Below are 17,451 nucleotides of genomic sequence, written 5' to 3' on the forward strand. Positions count from 1 at the left end.
GACCATCGCACCCAGTAATGCCTTTATATACTATTTATTTGCCTTACTGTATTCCACAACTGCATTTGCAACAGCATCAACGACACCATAATCAAACACAGCTGGCACAATATTATCTTTATTCGGTTCTTTAATCATGTTTGCCAAACCATTTGCCACGCTAATCTGAAGATTCATATCAACACTCTTCACACCGCTAGCCAGCAGACCTTTGAACAATCCTGGAAATGCCAAAACATTATTTACTTGGTTTGGCCACTGTGCTGATCCTGTAGCTGTGACAACAGCACCACCTGAAGCGGCTTCTTCCGGTAAAATCTCAGGAACTGGATTTGCAAGCGCAAACACAATCGCCTTGTCATTCATTCGTTTAACTTGGTCAACACTTAATACCTTTGCATCAGAAAGCCCAATAAATACATCTTGGCCATCAATAACATCATCAAGTGTTTTCCCCTCAGTCTGATTAATTTGGCTAACCAAACCGCGCTGATATTTGTTATATCTGTCATCGTTAGCCGTAACAACACCGTGAATGTCTACAAGCGTTAAGTTCTTTGCTCCCGCGGCAATCAGTAATTTAGCCGTTGCAACTCCAGCTGCCCCTATACCATTAATCAGTATCTTCATATCCTTTAATTCTTTGCCAACAACCTTAGCAGCGTTAATAAGACCAGCTAAAACAACAATTGCTGTACCAGTTTGGTCATCATGATAAACAGGTATACTTAATTCTTCACGCAATCTCTTCTCAATCTCAAAAACTCTTGGAGCAGCAATATCTTCCAAATGAATTCCTGCAAACGATGTTTCCATATTCTTCACACAACTCACAAATTCGTCAACTGTACCTTGCGCAAATGCCAGTGGAATTGCATCTACTCCTGAAAAACTCTTGTATAAGAGTGCCTTGCCCTCGATAATTGGAAGCCCAGCTGCTGGTCCAACATTCCCCAGTCCCAATACAGCAGATCCATCAGTTATGATTGCGACTAATTTACCGCTCATCGTATATTTATTCTTATTTTCAGGGTTTGACTCAATCAATTTGGCTAATCCAGCAACACCAGGTGTATATGCTTCGCTAAGTTCATTGCGATTAACAACGCTGAACTCAGGAAAAATCCCTAATACACCCTTATGTTTTTCATGAATTGACAAGACCTTATCCATATCAACCATTTGTTTTCCTCTTTTCAAATTTTTAAAAAAACACAATACGTATTAATGTAATTCCCGTTGCCTAGTGTAGATCTTATATTCTAAAATGTAAACAAAAATATTTATAAATTTAAAAAATAAACAGCAAAAACAAAATAATTTTTAAATTTTTTAAAAAAGAAAGTTGCTTTTTAATTACTATAACTGTTTGCAAAACATTTTAAAAAGATGAAATGTTGTTTAATTTTTTAAAAAGCTCTATTATATACATTGAACTAAAGTTTTATTTATACACTACTCAAAATTTATTTAGGTTAGGAGCTGACTATCTTGTCTCATGAAGAACTATTATCAGCGATCTCAGAGGATTACTATCTTAACAAATTATCATTTGGAGAAATTTCAAAAAAATACGACATCAGCCGCTACCTCATCAATAAGTACTTAAATGATGCAATCAAAGGCGGCATCGTCAAAATTGAAATTGCAACTGTTACAAAAAGAAACACTCAGCTTGAAACAATGCTAAGTGACAAATTCAAAGGAATCCACTTCTTTGTCATTTGCGACGGTTCAAATGATATTGCAACATCTAAGGAACTATCGCAATCTGCCGCACTAGTTGTAGAAAAAATGTTCAAAAACAATTGCAGTGTCGTTGGTACAAGCTGGGGAGAAGCCATATACAGCCTAGTCGACAGCCTGCATAGTTTCCCGCTTGAATCAGTAAAATTTACTCAATTTATGGGGGAAAATATGAAATACAATTCAACGGCCGGCTCTATGAGAATGGTAGAGAAAATCGCATCAAAATTCTCTAGTGAGTTTCTAACTCTACCTGCACCCCTATACATCGTGGATAACGATACAAGACAGGGGCTTTATGCAGAGCCTTCAATAAAGCACACTCTGAATGTTGCTAAAAAAATGGATGTCTTATTAACAGGACTGGGGACAATTCGCTCGTTGCAATCCATTCCCATCTGGAAAGAAAACATACCTCTGTTATTTCCTGGCTTAGATATGACCAAAGTTGCGGGATTTATATATGGACGGCCATTTGATATTGAGGGAAACATTTTAAATTCCAGTGATGATAAGGTCTTAGGAATAACAATTGAAGAAGTGCTAAACACACCAAAAAGAGTCTGCCTAGTTAGAAGCAAGTCAAAGACACGGGCGATCCTCGGAATTCTACGTGGAAAGTTGATTACAGATATTATATTAAGTGAGACCCTTGCATACCGTGTTTTAGCAGAACTTAATCTGTAACCACTGTAATCGCTTATAAATTTAAGTTATTTTCTTAACTTGTATAAATTAAGTTTTGCACAATCTTTTTATAAAACAAATCCTTATTTTAAAGATTTTTTTATTAAATTGGCTAAAAATCATTGACAATTTGAATATAAATGAGCAAAATCATAGTATACAAAAAAAGTGTCGCCACAAAAATACTTTGTGACAACACTTCTATTGATTAAAAAAGTATGTTTCAAAACTAAAATTGACTCTAAAGCTTGATCAAATTATAAACATTATCAATCTAAGACTTATTCACAATTTACGGTTATGCTCTCTAATGATACAAATCGAAACGTCCCTTAGCAAGTACTTCTTTGACACCACCAGTAGCAAATAATGACTTATCCATAATCGCTTTCTTAATAAATGATGCTGGATAGCCCTTGACTGCTGATTTACCAACCATACCGAATGCATGGGTATTTCCGATAGAAGCAACAGAGCCAAGTGATTTAAAGGTAAACTTTTCGATCTCATTGCCTTTTAATTGTGCAAGTAAATGTTTTGCAGCGTAATCACCCATTTTAAGAGCAACTTGTGCTGTTGTTGGATATGGTCGGTTGTTTTCCTTATTCATGAATGCCGAAACGTCCCCAACAATATAAACATTATCAAAGTCAGGATCCGTCAGGTTATCACTCACAATAACGCGCCCACGTCTTTGTGAAAAGCCAGAAGCCTCCATCACTTTGCTGCCACTTACACCTGTTGTCCAGATGATTGTGTTTGCAGAAAGTTCCTTAGTCGCACCAGTTTCTTTGTCGTCCTGATAGATAACTGTATTTGGTTTGATTTCTTTAATAGGTTTACCAGTAAGGAACTTGATACCCCAGTTCTTCAAACTAGAAATCCCATAATCAGCCAGTTTTTCATCAAACATTGGTAAAAGACGAGTAACAGCTTCGACACAATAGATTTCTATCTGGTCAGCAGATACTCCAGCAATCTTAGCTAAAGATGAACGAGATTCTGTAAGTGAGCCTAAGAGTTCGATACCTGTAAAACCGGCACCACACACGACAATCTTCAGGTCGTCAGGATTCTGTGTCTTACTGTAGTCTTGCATTCGTTCAACAATATGGTGGTACACCTTCTCTGCACTATTAACGTCTACCATCTCAAGTGCATTGTCTTCAACACCAGCAATCCCAAATGATTCTGAGCGGAATCCAAGCGAAACAATTGCATAATCATAGTTAAGAACCTGTCCATTATCCAACGTGACCGTTTTTGCTTCACGACCAATTGTTTCAACCTTAGCCTGAATAAATGTTGTCACTGAAGGTTTAACAACATCAGTTATTGCATAAGTAATCTTTTCCTTTGATTGAGTACCTGCAGCAACCTCATGTAAATCAGTTGCCTCATAATGATAACTATTGCGATCAATAAGAGTAATATGGAAATCACCCACGTTTGCTTGTAATCGATGAAGAGCACGTAATCCAGCGTACCCTGCACCTAAAATAACTATTTCCTTCATTTCTGCATCTCCTTCTTCTTAGTTATTAATGAATGGCATGTAAATCAAAAAAGTTAATGTTTGACTTACAGCTCCAATGGCAAGTATTTTGATTGCGCAGCTAAACGTCTCCTTCTTGACTTGTTTGTTGAAAAAAATCATAACTTGTCTAACGATAACTGGCAATGCAACCAAGGATAGCAACATCGTCCAAGGTGCAATTTTCAAAACGGGTGCAGCCACCAGAGCAATTATAGCTACAAAGTTCATTATAACAAATAACTGTAGTGAATGTCTCTTCCCAATATAATGAACTAAGGTAAATCTTTTATTTTTTTCATCCTCTGCAAGGTCACAGATATTATTGGCCAGCATTAGATTCGAAATCCACATAGTATTAGGTAATGAAATTAACAATATTGCCCCTACATTCACCAAACTCCACGAAAAATTCTGGTACGAATTAATGTATACACAAATTAATGTAATCATAAAACCCATTGTTGGGCCGGAAAAAACTTCCCCTAAAGGCAAGCTGGAAAGCGGCTTAGGACCTGAGGAATAAAAAATTCCTACAAGGTAACAAACTCCCCCCATTATCAATAATGGCCAACCTGTTACATAGGCCAGAAAAAAGCCAATAATCGCTGATACAGCAATCATTCCAACCATAATCCCAAAAACAAGTTTCAAAGATAGATTCTCACGCCCAATAATATTGGTTTTCTTCTTGTAATCATGTTCCTCAGTTGCATTTTGATAATCGTTGTAATTATCTAAAATATCAACGGCCATATTGAACAAAAACATTGCAATAAAAAACATAACTAGCAATCCAAGATTTAATGAATGATAGTTGAACCAGCTAAAACATGCTCCCAATAAAAATGGTAGGATACTTGCCGTTTTAGCCTTTATTTCAACTAATTCTAAGAAAACTGGAACAGTCAATTAAATCACTCCTTCTCTTTATTATAGCTAAACTGCTGATTTTGGTTTAATATAGTGTAGAACATATTATGCTCATAGTTCACCGGAAAGGAATTCAATGTTAATATGCTAGATATATGGTCTCACTACCCAAATGTTGCTCAAAAACTCAATACTGTCAGTTCTTTAATCAACGAACATCTCAGCACTGATAACCCTGACGTACAACAATTGCTTGCTGATTTGTCTCAAGAACAGGGGAAAATGTTACGTCCTGGCCTGTTTTTTCTTTTTGCAGAGCTTGGTGACAGCCATGAACAAAATGAAGAACAACTACTTAAAATTGCTGCTTCTTTAGAAATATTACATAAAGCTACACTCGTCCATGATGATATCATTGATGACTCTCCCTTAAGACACGGTGCAGTTACGATTCAATCTAACTTTGGGAAAGATGTTGCCGTTTATGCGGGCGATTTGTTGTTCACAGCATTTTTTGAATTATTGATTGATACCATGAATGGTATGTCTATGATGGAAGATAATGCTGCAGCGATGAAAAAACTCTTATTTGGAGAGCTCAGCCAAATGCATGCTCGATTTAATCAAGAACAGACGATTGAGAACTATGTTGAAAATATCAAGGGAAAAACAGCAGAACTATTTCGCCTAGCATGCTTGGAGGGGGCTTTCTTCGGCAAGAGTTCTCCCGAAACAACCCAAATAGCAGCCTCAATAGGTGAAAACATTGGCATCGCCTTTCAAATTTATGACGATATCTTGGATTATACTTCCTCAAGTAAAATTTTAAAAAAACCTGTGTTAGAAGATTTAGCTCAAGGTGTCTACACTTCACCACTGCTATTTGCAATTGCAAAGAAGCCCCAAGCCTTCGCTCCCTTTTTGGATAAAAAGCAAGATATTTCAGTCGCTGAAATCAAGAATGTAAGTAATCTGGTTCACAAGCTTGGCGGTGTCAAAGATGCAATTTCTTTTGCCCAAGGCTACACAAGAAAGGCCCTGGAAGATATTGATAAGTTACCTCAAAATAAGATTACAGCCAGTATCAAAGAATTAACAACTAGCTTACTGAATCGTAAGTTCTAAAAAACTGCCCGGAAGGGACTGGACCAAATGTTAAGTTTTGGTCTAGTCCCTTTATTGTCCTCGTGTGAATAACTTCCATAAGTCACATTCTCTTTTTTCGCAGAGTACGACCTTTTAGTGAACTAGCGAACCATTGAGGGAGACATGCTCAGTTCACTCAATGATTATCACCAACCTATTTCACCACTGACCAAGCTTATTTATTCGACAACATAATCACCATGGTCAATTGCTAAAAGTTTCTTATAATGCTCGTTGGAAGATGCAAGTTCACCAGGTGATCCTTCAATTTTAAGTTTTCCATCTTCAATAAAAATCACTTTATCCATCATTGATAATCCCTGCAAATGATGCGTAATCCAAATTATCGTTTTGCCCTCTAACTGTTTCATAAATGTCTCTATCAAGTCTTGTTCAGTCAGAGGATCGAGACTGACTGTTGGCTCATCTAATATCACTATTGGGGTATTCTTCAATAGTATCCTAGCTAATGCCAACCTGTGCCGTTCTCCTCCAGAGAAACGAAGACCGGCTTCATCGACTACTGTTTCAAGTCCTTCGGGAAGACTTGCCACAAGATCCTTCAACCCCACACGCTCTAATACATTCCAAAGACTAGCAGCAGTTGCGTCTTCATTGCCAACTCTCAGATTATTGCTGATCGTCGTATTAAAAAGATATGGTGCTTGATGGATAACTCCAATATAGTCACTAATTGATTCACCAAGTTCACTCACATCTATTCCATTCAACTTAAGACTGCCTACACTTGGCTGCAAGTCTCCACGCAACAATTTAGCTAGTGTTGTCTTACCTGAACCACTTCGTCCTAAAATTGCCAGCTTTTGTCCACTGCCAACACTCAGAGTTAAATCATCCAAGACTTGTTTGTTATCATCTGGGTAATGATAACTAAGATTATTTACTGTTAGTACAAAGGGTGTCTTCAATTGCTTGATGCTTGCACTTGGTTTTCTATCTTTGGAAGATTCATTTGACAGTCCATTTAGACGTTTCAGCGAATCTTGATAAATATTTGTTTCTTGAGCAGCGTCATCCAACGGTGCAAATGCATCAATCAACGGAAAAATAACCAAAACAAACGCTGCAATCCAATTAGCTGCACCTCCATGATTTCCGGGGAATTGCATCCCTGACCAAAGCAACAGGGCAATCGCTATCACTCCAAACATCAATTGAACTCCAGTATTACGATAATGATTACTCTTCTTGATTGCTCGTGTCACATGGTGAAGCTTATCTTCAATCTCCTTATGAAACTCTAAATATTCTTTTCCTCGTTGACTGAATATCCAATCAGAAACACCCAAAATATTATCAGTAAGCTCTGTATAAAGCTCATTTTTTAACATCTTCTGTTTCTCTTGACGCGCACCATTAACAAGAATTGCCATGAGTGGGAACAAAATAACTTGGACACAAAGCAATAGAAGCATTATCAATGCAAACCACAGCGAAAAGATACCAAGAGCTATTACAATAAACACAGTGAGTATCCAAGCTATTACTGTCGGAAAAACCGTTCTTAGATACAGGTTTTGGATATGATCGATATCTTCTGACAATAACCCTAGAATATCTCCCGTCTGATACTTATTCTTAAAAAAAACGGCGTCCTTTTCCAAGACCCTATATAATTTTAAACGTAATTCTGAGGTTAATTTCAGGACCCAATTATGACTAGTCAGACGCTCCAAGTATCTAAAAACAGGTCGACCTATTCCAAAAGCTCGTGTTAATACAATTGGCACATATACTAGAAGGATGTTTTCAGGATGTGCAGCGGATTTACTAATTAAAAAACCCGAATTAAACATGAGCGCACCGCCACAAAAGAAAGTCATAAAGCCTAACGCCAATGCAAAGAAGAGCGACTTACGGTATTTACCTAAAAATGGTCTAATCCAAGTATCTTTTTTGAATAACTTAAATATCTTCATCCTATCTTCTCCTCAAAGACCGCATTAGTTCTGCGAAAGCCCCATTACTTTGTCGTAATTCATCCAAGGTTCCAGCTTCAACTACTTGCCCTTTATCCATTACCAAAATCAAGTCCATTTCTTTCATCCAATGTAATCTATGAGTGGCAAAGAACACCAAATGGTTCTCCATCAAAGGCAGCATTCTTTCCTTCAATTCAACTTCAGTTTCAATATCCAAGTGAGCCGTGGGTTCATCAAACAAAAGAACTTTCCGTTGTTTATCCAAAAAGGCTCGAGCTAAAGCTATTCGCTGTGCTTGTCCGCCACTAAGTGCACGTGCGCCCTCACCGATTTGCGTATCTAACCCCATTGGTAATTCTGAAACCAGTTCACTCAGCCCAACAACTTCTACGGCTTGTTTGACCTGCTCCATTGTTGCATCAGGTTGATAGAACACAACATTATCTCGCAGTGTCCCCTTAAATATATAGGGACTCTGCGGAATGTAAATAAGTTGCTTCTGCCAATCTTTTTGAGCAAAGGAGGCGGCTTCTTTGTCATTAAACCTAATAACTGCTTCGTCCGGATTCAAAAAACCGCTTAGAATGTTGATTAACGTAGATTTACCTGAACCACTTAATCCGATAATCCCAACTTTTTTATATCCGGAAACTGCAAGCTTTATCTTCTTCAATGCTGGTTTATTTTCTGCATAGGAAAAACTCAGATTACTAAATTCCAATCGTGAAGAATTATTCCATTCATTGATAGAAAGCGGTAGAATTTTCGGTTCTGGTACATCCAGAATCTTGTTTATTGCACCTAACGCGTTTTTCCCATTTAGCGTTGCATGATAGTCACTCGAAAAATCTCTAATAGGCAGAAAATATTCTGGACTGAGAATTAGAATCGTCAATGCTGGATAAAGAACCATATGACCATCTATTAACCGCAATCCCAGAAAAACAGCGACAACGGCTATTGAGAGAGTTGTAAAAAAATCCAGTGCAAATGTTGAAAGGATTGCAATCTTCAGTGTGTTAAGTGTTGCCTTGCGGAATTTCTCACTTGTCTTGAAGATACTATTAGCATACCGCTTACTGAGCCCAAAGTACTTTAAAGTGTCGATTCCTCTGAGAGAATCAACAAAGTGATTGGACAGCATCTGATATGAAACATACTGTCTGTCAGCCCTTGATTGAGCAGCATAACCCAATACAATCATAAAAATAATAATAACAGGAAAAATGCCTAACAAGAACGCAGCCGACTCCCAATCGAAGTAAAAAATTGCTGCTAGGACAATCCACGGAACAATCATCAAAGTTGTAACCTTAGCAAAAATAAGATGCAGATAATCTTCAACCTGATCAATTCCTTCAAGTGCCATTGTTGTGGTATTACCAGTACCATTACTTTGAATAACAATTGGTCCCAGATAAAAAATCTTTTCCAAAAGTTTTCCGCGTATGTTGCCAGCCTGTTCAGCAGCATATTTATCCAACAATTCCTCACGATAAAAATTAACCAGATGTCTGAGTGCATAGCACAAGAAAAACAGTAAAATCCACTTGAATTGACTGACTAATCCATTCCCGCTCCACAAATTAACTATTGCTGTCGACAAAAAGCAAGCTTGTCCAACAATTGCGACAGCTTGCATTAAAGCCAATCCGGTCAGGATTAATAATATTTTTTTTATTCCCGGCAACAACATCAGCTTTTTATCAATCATTATTTCGTCTCCAAAACCGGTGCATGTTTTACTCTTCTTCTAAAAATATAATAGGTCCACGCAATATATGCCAAAACTAATGGCAAGAACATAATTGCTGTATATGACATAATTTTCAGCGTATATGGACTGGATGAAGAATTTGTAATCAATAAATCATACTTAGAACTAATTGAGCTAATCATCACTCTTGGAAACATACCCGTGAAGATTAACGCAACAAGTGCTACAAAAGTTGAACCACTTGCTACAAAAGTCGTTATCTCAGCGTCTTTCATAACAGCAACATTGGCAATTACCGTCAATACAACCATCAATACAAGCAAGGTCAAGGTAGTTGCAAAATGCAGCCTGAAGAAATCTGTTTCAAAATACATCAAAACAGCAAACGCAACCAAGCCAATGTACAAAATTCCATATAAAAACTTTGCGTAATTCTTTGCACGGTCACGAATAGGTCCAGTTGTCTTAAGAGCAATATAGTTCAACCCATGCAAGTAACTAAGCAAGACCATTGCAACTCCACCAACGATCGAAAATAAATTAATGTAATCACCAAATGTAGCGGACATATTGCCGTTAGCATCTATCGGCATACCTTGAATCATACTAATAAACATCACACCAAAGAAGAATGGCACAATCAAACTACCAATAGAAAGTGTCCAATTCCAAAATTGTTTCCGCTTAGCTGGAACATTCTTCCTAAATTCAAATGATACACCACGAATAATAAGCCCTGCTAATATCGTAAATAATATTAGATAATATCCACTGAACAATGTAGCATACCAGAAAGGATATGATGCAAACAAAGCTCCTCCAGCTGTTATCAGCCATACTTCATTTCCATCCCAAACAGGCCCAATTGTTGCTACAATTTGATCCTTTTCATTTTCATTATGCGTAAGAGATTGAACTGCCATCCCCACACCAAAATCAAAACCTTCAAGAAAAAAGAAACCTGAGAATAAAACTGCGATTAAAATAAACCATAGTAATTGTAATCCACTCATTATTCAAATGCCTCCTTATCAAACGGATCAATCTTAGCAGCTCTTTTTTCCTCTTCATCGAGCTTTTCTTCATAATCTGGGCCCTTTTTAAGTTCACGAACAACCAATGAAATCATTGTTATCCCTATGCCAGTGAATAAGAGGAAATAGACAGTATTTGATATTAATAATGATGCAACTGAAACATTTGGCGAAATACTTTGTTTGATAGTAAATAAGCCGTAAACAGTCCATGGATAACGTCCTAATTCTGTTACTAGCCAACCAGTAGTATTAGCTAAAAATGGTGCAAAAGTACATAACCCTAAAATCCACAGCATCCATTTTTGACGATATAAAAGTTGGTTTTTCTTTCTAGTAAAGAACAATCCCAGTAGAGAAATGAGCAGCATTAATGTTCCAAAGCCAGCCATTATCCTAAAACTCCAAAAAAGTACGTTAACTGGTGGGTAGTAATTACGATTCCCATATTCTTTAACCAGTTGTTTATTTATAGCGTTCATTCCCTTAACAGATCCAGATGGTTCATCATATGCCAAAATGCTTAATACGTAAGGTACTTCGACACCCCAGACGCGTTTATGACCATTCTCATTTGCCCATGCTACAAGCGTCCAAGCAGCAGGATCACCCGAGTTTTTATATAACCCTTCAGTCGCCGCAAACTTCATTGGCTGCTCTTTTACAAGGGCCTTCATCTGGAGATCTCCAGCTGTTAAAACTGCAATTGATCCAAATAAAGCCACTAACAAACCAATATGCATCGACTTCTTGTAAAAATCAGGATTCCCAACCTTTTTCTTGAGTAACTGAAATGCTGATAGCCCTGTAATAATAATCCCACCGGTTACAACTGCGGCAGCAATTACATGCCCAAATTCGTACCATAATTGCGGATTCTTTAAAAGTGCACTAAAACTCGTCATAACAGCATGACCATTCTTGATTGTATAGCCAGTAGGATGTTGCATAAAACTATTAGCTGCCAAAATCCACAATGCTGACAGCGATGAAGCTAGGGTTACGATCCACATAAAAGTAACGTGTAATTTTGGACTAACCATCTTCCATGTGAAAATCCATAGTCCTAAAAACGTTGACTCCATGAAGAAAGCAAGCAGTGCCTCCACTGCCAATGGTGCCCCAAAAATATCGCCGACAAACCGCGAATAAGCCGACCAATTCATTCCAAACTGGAACTCCTGAATAATACCAGTTACAACACCAACCGCGAAACTCAATAGGAAAATATTACCCCAAAATTTCGTCATTTTTAGATATTCGTCTTTTTTTGTAACAACATACATTGTTTCCATAATTGCAACTACCAATCCCGTTCCAATTGAAAAAGGAACAAAGAAGTAATGATAAATTGTTGTCATCGCAAATTGAAACCTTCCAAGTGCGACAATACTCATACGAAACCCCTCCTTTTTGCTTTTTTAAAACCACTAATATTCCTCACACGCCACTAATTTATGTAAGAACATTAAACATACCCACCTAAAAATATACTACTATAATAAGTAAAATCAATTATTAGACCGTGAAATATTGTGAAAAACCTATTTTTTTATTCAATTTTAATATTACCCTTTCTAATTACCTAATTTGGCAATTACTTTTATTTTCCCTACTATAAAAGGGGTAGATAATTATCATTCTTTTTCCAGTCCTACTCTTTCAATGGTAAAATATGCTTTTCTCTTTATTATTGTAATAAATTATAGTAGCTTTGAAGGAAGTGAGGAGGATAGACACTACTTTCGTTATGAACAGTTCCAAATAGCCAGCAGAAAATGCCTTCGATATATACAATGATGCACAGAACTTATTCTGCTGGGAAACTTATTATTTCAGTAGGTAAAGTTGGGAAGAGCTCATATTTAGGAGATGTAGATTATGAAGATATTAATTTGTGTAGAAAATCTAGTAATGGATGGACTCAAACGAGTCTCAACAGTTATTGGCAATGAACTCGCCAAAAAAATAGAAGTAAATTATTATTCTCTTTCAGATAATGCTTCTTTCTTTAAGCTCGCCGCTCCGCTGATTACATCAAAACATCCTGTAAATACCGGGAAGAGCTTCAGAGGCAAGGAACCATTTATTAATTACCAAGATCAAATAACGGACTTGATTAGAGTATTGGAAGTTGGAAATTACGATGCAGTTATCTTGACTGCTGGCTTACTAACTAGTTTTATTCCAAAAATAAAAAATCAACTCCCCAATATGCATTGTGTTGCTTGGATGCATAATAGTTATGAGACTTATATGAACAATTATTATCAATTTATGAAAACAGAATTTACAGACGGATTAGCCGCCGCTGATAGGGTAGTGGTTTTGACAAGCCATGATTTGAAAGGGTTTTCAGGACATCAATCTAAGACCATACTATTATACAATCCGCTTACCATTAACATTAATCAACTTTCTAACCTGAATAATCCTGTTATTAGTATGGTATCTAGAATTGATACACAGCAAAAAGGATTGGATTTATTGCTCAGCACAGCCAAACAACTTCAAGATGGTTGGACTATCAAATTAGCTGGTGATGGTCCGGACTTTAATGACTTTCAAAAAGAAATTAAGCGACTGGGACTGGAATCCAAATTGCAGCTTTTAGGAACACTAGCAGATCAACAATTACAAAAACACTATCAGACCTCCTCAATCTTTCTTATGACCTCACGTTGGGAAGGAATGCCCTTGGTGATTGGTGAGGCCATGAGTTTTGGTCTGCCCATCATTTCAATGCATAACACAGGTGCTTACGAATATTTGCTGGATAATAAATTTGGTATTATCACTGACGACCACATCGTTGCCGACTTGGTTGAAAAACTTAACCGTCTCACACAAAGTAAGAAAGCGCGTGCATATTGGGCCGATAAGTCCTTAAAAAGATCTCAAAGTTTCTTACTTCAAAATATTGCCGCACAGTGGAAAGTAATGTTAGAAACAATCTGACTAGTAAATTTTTAATAGTAGGATTTTTGAAGTTACTGGTGTAATTATCAATATTTTTAACATCAGATCAAAATAGAGACCAGATCAAGATTTAAATCTTGATCTGGTCTCTATCAATTTTCTGTAAACTATTACTTATTTTTTAAAACTTATTTCTATTCAACAGTTACACTCTTAGCAAGATTACGTGGTTTATCAACATCGTATCCCCGTTGAAGACTTGTGTAATAAGCCAATAACTGACAAGGTACAATAGCTAACAATGGAGTTAACAGCGAATGTACATCGGGCAAAATAATTTGATCACCATCTTCTGCCAGATTACGACTTACGATATTTATAACGTTTGCACCTCGAGCCAAAACTTCTTGTGTATTGCTCCTAGTATGTTTTGCAGTCTTTGCCCAAGTAATAATTGCTATTACAGGAGTTCCCTCTTCAATCAACGCAATCGTTCCATGTTTCAATTCACCTGAAGCAAATCCTTCAGTCTGCACATAGGATACTTCTTTTAACTTCAATGCAGCTTCTTGTGCAACATCATAGTCGATTGCCCTACCAATATAGAACGCATTACGTGTTGTTGCAAGGGCGTTTGCTGCGATTTGTTCATACTGACCTTTTTCATCAACAAGTTCCTGCATCCCATTCGCAACGGTTGTAAGTTCGCGTGCAACATTAAATGAATTTGCGGCTGAGACATCTTTTTCTTCGCCTAGTCTCTTTGCGAGAATTGCTTCAAGTGCAATCTGTCCAGTATATGCTTTAGTAGAGGCCACCGCTATCTCAGGTCCCGCGTACAACAACAGTGTAAACGTTGCCTCACGTGATAATGTCGAGTTTTCAACATTTGTAATTGTTAAACTTTCGTATCCCCACTTGTTGACTTGTGCCAAAACTTGGCGACTATCCGCAGTCTCTCCGCTTTGTGTAAGGAAAATAAAGAAGGGCTTCTCAGACAGTATTGGTGGATTATAACCGAACTCTGAGGCAACATGAACTTCTGTTGGTACCTTTGCCAATCCTTCAAAAATTTCTTTACCAACAAGTCCTGCGTGATAACTGGTTCCAGCTGCTACTATATATAAGCGATCAGCTTTTTTCATACTGTCCAAGAGTGCACCGTCAATTATTACTGATCCATCATCTGCAGTATAATGCTTAATTAACGAACGCATTACCGTAGGCTGTTCATCAATCTCTTTCAACATATAGTAAGGATATGCGCCCTTTTCAGCTTCAGAAGCATCTGTATCCACATGGAATGGTTTCCGATTAATGATATTTCCCTGTGCATCTTCAATTGTCACGCTTTGTGGTTTAACAATCACAATCTCGCCATCAACAAGTTCGATAAAATCATGTGTTTGATCAAGCATTGCAATTGCATCACTACATACAACATTAAAGCCTTTGCCTACCCCTATCAGAAGTGGGCTCTTATTTTTTGCAACATACAATGTTTCCGGTTCCTGATTATCCATCAGTAGGAATGAGTATGAAGAGCTTTCATCTATTAGCGAGATAACCTTTTTAAAAGCCTCTTTAGTTGCAAGATTCTCTTCTTTTGCAAATTTTGCAATCAATTGCACGATTACTTCTGTATCTGTATCGCTGGCAAATTTAACGTCTTGAAGATAAGTTGCTTTTAATTCAGCAAAGTTCCCGATTACACCGTTATGTACCAAAAAGAAACGTCCGTCTGCTGAAACATGTGGATGTGCATTTTCTTTACTAGGTACTCCATGCGTTGCCCATCTTGTATGACCAATGCCGCTTGAGCCATGGACATCTTCCCCGATTTCCTTACGTAAATCGTCAATACGTCCCTTTTCCTTAACAAGATACTCCTTGCCATCTTGCGAGTTCACATATATGCCTGCAGAATCGTAACCTCGATACTCCAAACGTTGTAGCCCATTCAATAAAATGTCAACTGCATTTTCGTTACCTGTAATACCTACTATTCCACACATACCAAAACCAGCCTTCCTAACCATTTTCTAATTAATTACTAATTTTTTAAAATTGGTCTATATCAAATTTTATTTATTAATAGCTTGAATACGTCTAATATAATACCTATCAATACAGTTGTCAAACACTTATTGAAATATTGGTATACGAAAATGTATAACAAAAAATTAACATATACCAAAAAGACACACAGCTTAGATAATCTTTCAGCCGCATGTCTTTTTCTAATGAATTTAGTTATTTATTAGCAAGTGCTTTTTTATAAGACGTAACAATCTGTGTTACTAATTCACGGTCCTTCAATCCGGTTGTCTGTTCTACAACATCCTCGATTGGTTTATCGGCAATTAACTTCTTCAATTCTTGACTTTCAGTATCATTAGGCTCGTCAAAAGTATAGATCATCCCAACTGTTTCCAACAGTGCTTCATATGATAAGCCCCTATCTTTTGCTTCACGAATTGGCCGAATAAATCTTTCGTCATATCCTAATTTGCGAATTGGAGTTCTTCCGACTCGTGCAATATCATCAGATAAATATTTATTCTCAAATCTGCCAATTATCTTTCGTTGATAAGCTTCATGACTCTCACGATCAAAGTTCCATTTTGCAATCAACAAGTCCCCTGTTTCTTTCAAAACTCGTTTTAACTGTCCAAGAACTTGTTCATCGACTATCGCTGAACCAATATCTGAGTATCCTTTGTATTTACCAGTATATGCAACTGTTGCATGCCCCGTATTTACAGAGAATAATTTTCTCTCAATGTATGGTTCCAAATCAGGAGCATATTCTACACTCTTTAGTTTTATTTCAGGTGCCTTCATCTGATGTTCATCAACAACCCATTCTTTAAATGGTTCAACTGATACAAACAATGGATCTTCATGTTTTTGTAGTGGAACAATCCGATCAACTGCAGCATTCGGGAATCCAACCGCTTCATCAGCATATTCCTGACCTTCGTCAGTTAAGTGTGTGTATACTTCCTTCTTCAGATTTTGGCTTCCACCAATCATATTCTCGCAGGCAATCACATCAATTTTATTCTTGTTGCCCGCAGCCTTTCTAGCAACAATCCCGTCTGCTATTAATGGTGCAATGAACTTTAGAATCTTTGGTCCGATCGCTGTTGTTACAATATCTGCACCCGCAATTGCTTGAACAACCTTTTCCGGATTTTTAGCGTTATTAATACCGCTAACATTAGTTACTGTAATTTCCTTTTGGGATTCATCGGCTAACTGGATTGTATAGCTTTTCTTCTCATTCAATGCATCGATTATCGTTTCATTAACATCGACGAATTCAATTTCAAATCCATTGGCTGCAAGTGTTTCACCAATAAATCCACGACCAATATTACCTGCTCCAAAATGTACTGCTTTCATTATTTATCGACCTCTTTCAACAAGTTTATAATTTCTTGTTCCGATTGCGCATCCGCAAGCTTTACAACATTATTAACATCGCTACAAAAAAGTGCTATCTGTGATAACAAGTTTAGATGTTCCCCATTTAGGCCTGCTATCCCAAAAACTACAGTCACAACATTTTCATTCTGACTATCTTCCGAAAAATCAACTCCCATTGGAATTTGAACAACTGAAATTCCAGTCTTCTTAATAAACTTCTTACCATCTTCGGTTCCATGGGGGATTGCAATAAAGTTCCCCATGTATGTTGAAACATCTGCATTTCTAGCAATCATAGATTCTACATATTCAGGCTCAACATCTCCACTATCCACAAGTAATTTTCCTGCAAGACGAATAGCTTCTTCCTTGGTTGCTACATGCTGATTAAGCTTGATCATCTCTTTCTCCAAGTCCATC

The 17,451-nt window shown here is 37.2% G+C and carries 13 protein-coding genes; 3 read left to right on the top strand and 10 right to left on the bottom strand.

The genetic code is table 11. The features are described from left to right. Positions 1-30: 30 nt before the first annotated feature. Positions 31-1,182, bottom strand: coding sequence for an NAD(P)-dependent malic enzyme (locus tag IV36_RS02085; RefSeq protein ID WP_056990562.1), 1,152 nt, complete (start codon positions 1,180-1,182; stop codon positions 31-33). A 309-nt stretch (positions 1,183-1,491) separates the two neighbouring features. Here IV36_RS02085 and IV36_RS02090 point away from each other — a divergent pair, with 309 nt between their 5' ends. Beyond that, complete coding sequence (locus tag IV36_RS02090; protein WP_056990563.1) at positions 1,492-2,433, top strand: sugar-binding transcriptional regulator; 942 nt, start codon at positions 1,492-1,494, stop codon at positions 2,431-2,433. A gap of 307 nt (positions 2,434-2,740) precedes the next feature. Here the strand turns inward: IV36_RS02090 and IV36_RS02095 are convergent, their stop codons facing one another. Then, a complete protein-coding gene (locus IV36_RS02095; protein ID WP_056990564.1) occupies positions 2,741-3,949 on the bottom strand; it encodes an NAD(P)/FAD-dependent oxidoreductase in 1,209 nt (402 codons plus the stop codon). Positions 3,950-3,967: 18 nt separating this feature from the next. Then, positions 3,968-4,879, bottom strand: a complete 912-nt coding sequence (locus IV36_RS02100) for a prenyltransferase (RefSeq protein WP_056990565.1) — start codon at positions 4,877-4,879, stop codon at positions 3,968-3,970. A 105-nt stretch (positions 4,880-4,984) separates the two neighbouring features. On the opposite strand from IV36_RS02100, the gene IV36_RS02105 reads away from it, so the two are divergent. Further along, the gene (locus tag IV36_RS02105) at positions 4,985-5,965 is read left to right on the top strand and encodes a polyprenyl synthetase family protein (protein WP_056990566.1); all 981 of its coding nucleotides are present in this window, start codon (positions 4,985-4,987) and stop codon (positions 5,963-5,965) included. Between the two features lie 200 nt (positions 5,966-6,165). On the opposite strand, the gene cydC is transcribed toward IV36_RS02105, so the two are convergent. Genes cydC through IV36_RS02125 form a run of 4 tightly spaced genes read right to left on the bottom strand, consistent with a single transcriptional unit; the run spans position 6,166 to position 12,077 of the window. Continuing rightward, the gene (cydC, locus tag IV36_RS02110) at positions 6,166-7,926 is read right to left on the bottom strand and encodes a thiol reductant ABC exporter subunit CydC (protein WP_056990567.1); all 1,761 of its coding nucleotides are present in this window, start codon (positions 7,924-7,926) and stop codon (positions 6,166-6,168) included. 1 nt (position 7,927) lies between these two features. Beyond that, on the bottom strand, positions 7,928-9,643 hold the full coding sequence (gene cydD / locus IV36_RS02115) for a thiol reductant ABC exporter subunit CydD (protein ID WP_056990568.1): 1,716 nt from the start codon (positions 9,641-9,643) through the stop codon (positions 7,928-7,930). Next, positions 9,643-10,659, bottom strand: coding sequence for a cytochrome d ubiquinol oxidase subunit II (gene cydB / locus IV36_RS02120; RefSeq protein WP_056990569.1), 1,017 nt, complete (start codon positions 10,657-10,659; stop codon positions 9,643-9,645). Before cydB ends, cydD begins: the two co-directional genes overlap by 1 nt. Then, the gene (locus IV36_RS02125) at positions 10,659-12,077 is read right to left on the bottom strand and encodes a cytochrome ubiquinol oxidase subunit I (protein ID WP_056990570.1); all 1,419 of its coding nucleotides are present in this window, start codon (positions 12,075-12,077) and stop codon (positions 10,659-10,661) included. Before IV36_RS02125 ends, cydB begins: the two co-directional genes overlap by 1 nt. 484 nt (positions 12,078-12,561) lie before the next feature. Here IV36_RS02125 and IV36_RS02130 point away from each other — a divergent pair, with 484 nt between their 5' ends. Next, complete coding sequence (locus IV36_RS02130; protein WP_056990571.1) at positions 12,562-13,638, top strand: glycosyltransferase; 1,077 nt, start codon at positions 12,562-12,564, stop codon at positions 13,636-13,638. 155 nt (positions 13,639-13,793) lie between these two features. Here the strand turns inward: IV36_RS02130 and glmS are convergent, their stop codons facing one another. The 3 genes from glmS to IV36_RS02145 form a co-directional block, all read right to left on the bottom strand. After that, positions 13,794-15,614: a glutamine--fructose-6-phosphate transaminase (isomerizing) gene (gene glmS, locus IV36_RS02135; protein ID WP_056990572.1), complete on the bottom strand. Its 1,821-nt coding sequence runs from the start codon at positions 15,612-15,614 to the stop codon at positions 13,794-13,796. A 238-nt stretch (positions 15,615-15,852) separates the two neighbouring features. Continuing rightward, positions 15,853-17,007, bottom strand: coding sequence for a mannitol-1-phosphate 5-dehydrogenase (locus IV36_RS02140; RefSeq protein ID WP_056990573.1), 1,155 nt, complete (start codon positions 17,005-17,007; stop codon positions 15,853-15,855). After that, positions 17,007-17,450, bottom strand: a complete 444-nt coding sequence (locus IV36_RS02145) for a PTS mannitol transporter subunit IIA (protein ID WP_056990666.1) — start codon at positions 17,448-17,450, stop codon at positions 17,007-17,009. The genes IV36_RS02140 and IV36_RS02145 overlap by 1 nt, the downstream gene beginning before the upstream one ends. Position 17,451 lies beyond the last annotated feature (1 nt).

It is taken from the genome of Liquorilactobacillus mali (assembly GCF_001437155.1).
GTDB classification, from domain to species: Bacteria; Bacillota; Bacilli; order Lactobacillales; family Lactobacillaceae; genus Liquorilactobacillus; species Liquorilactobacillus mali_A.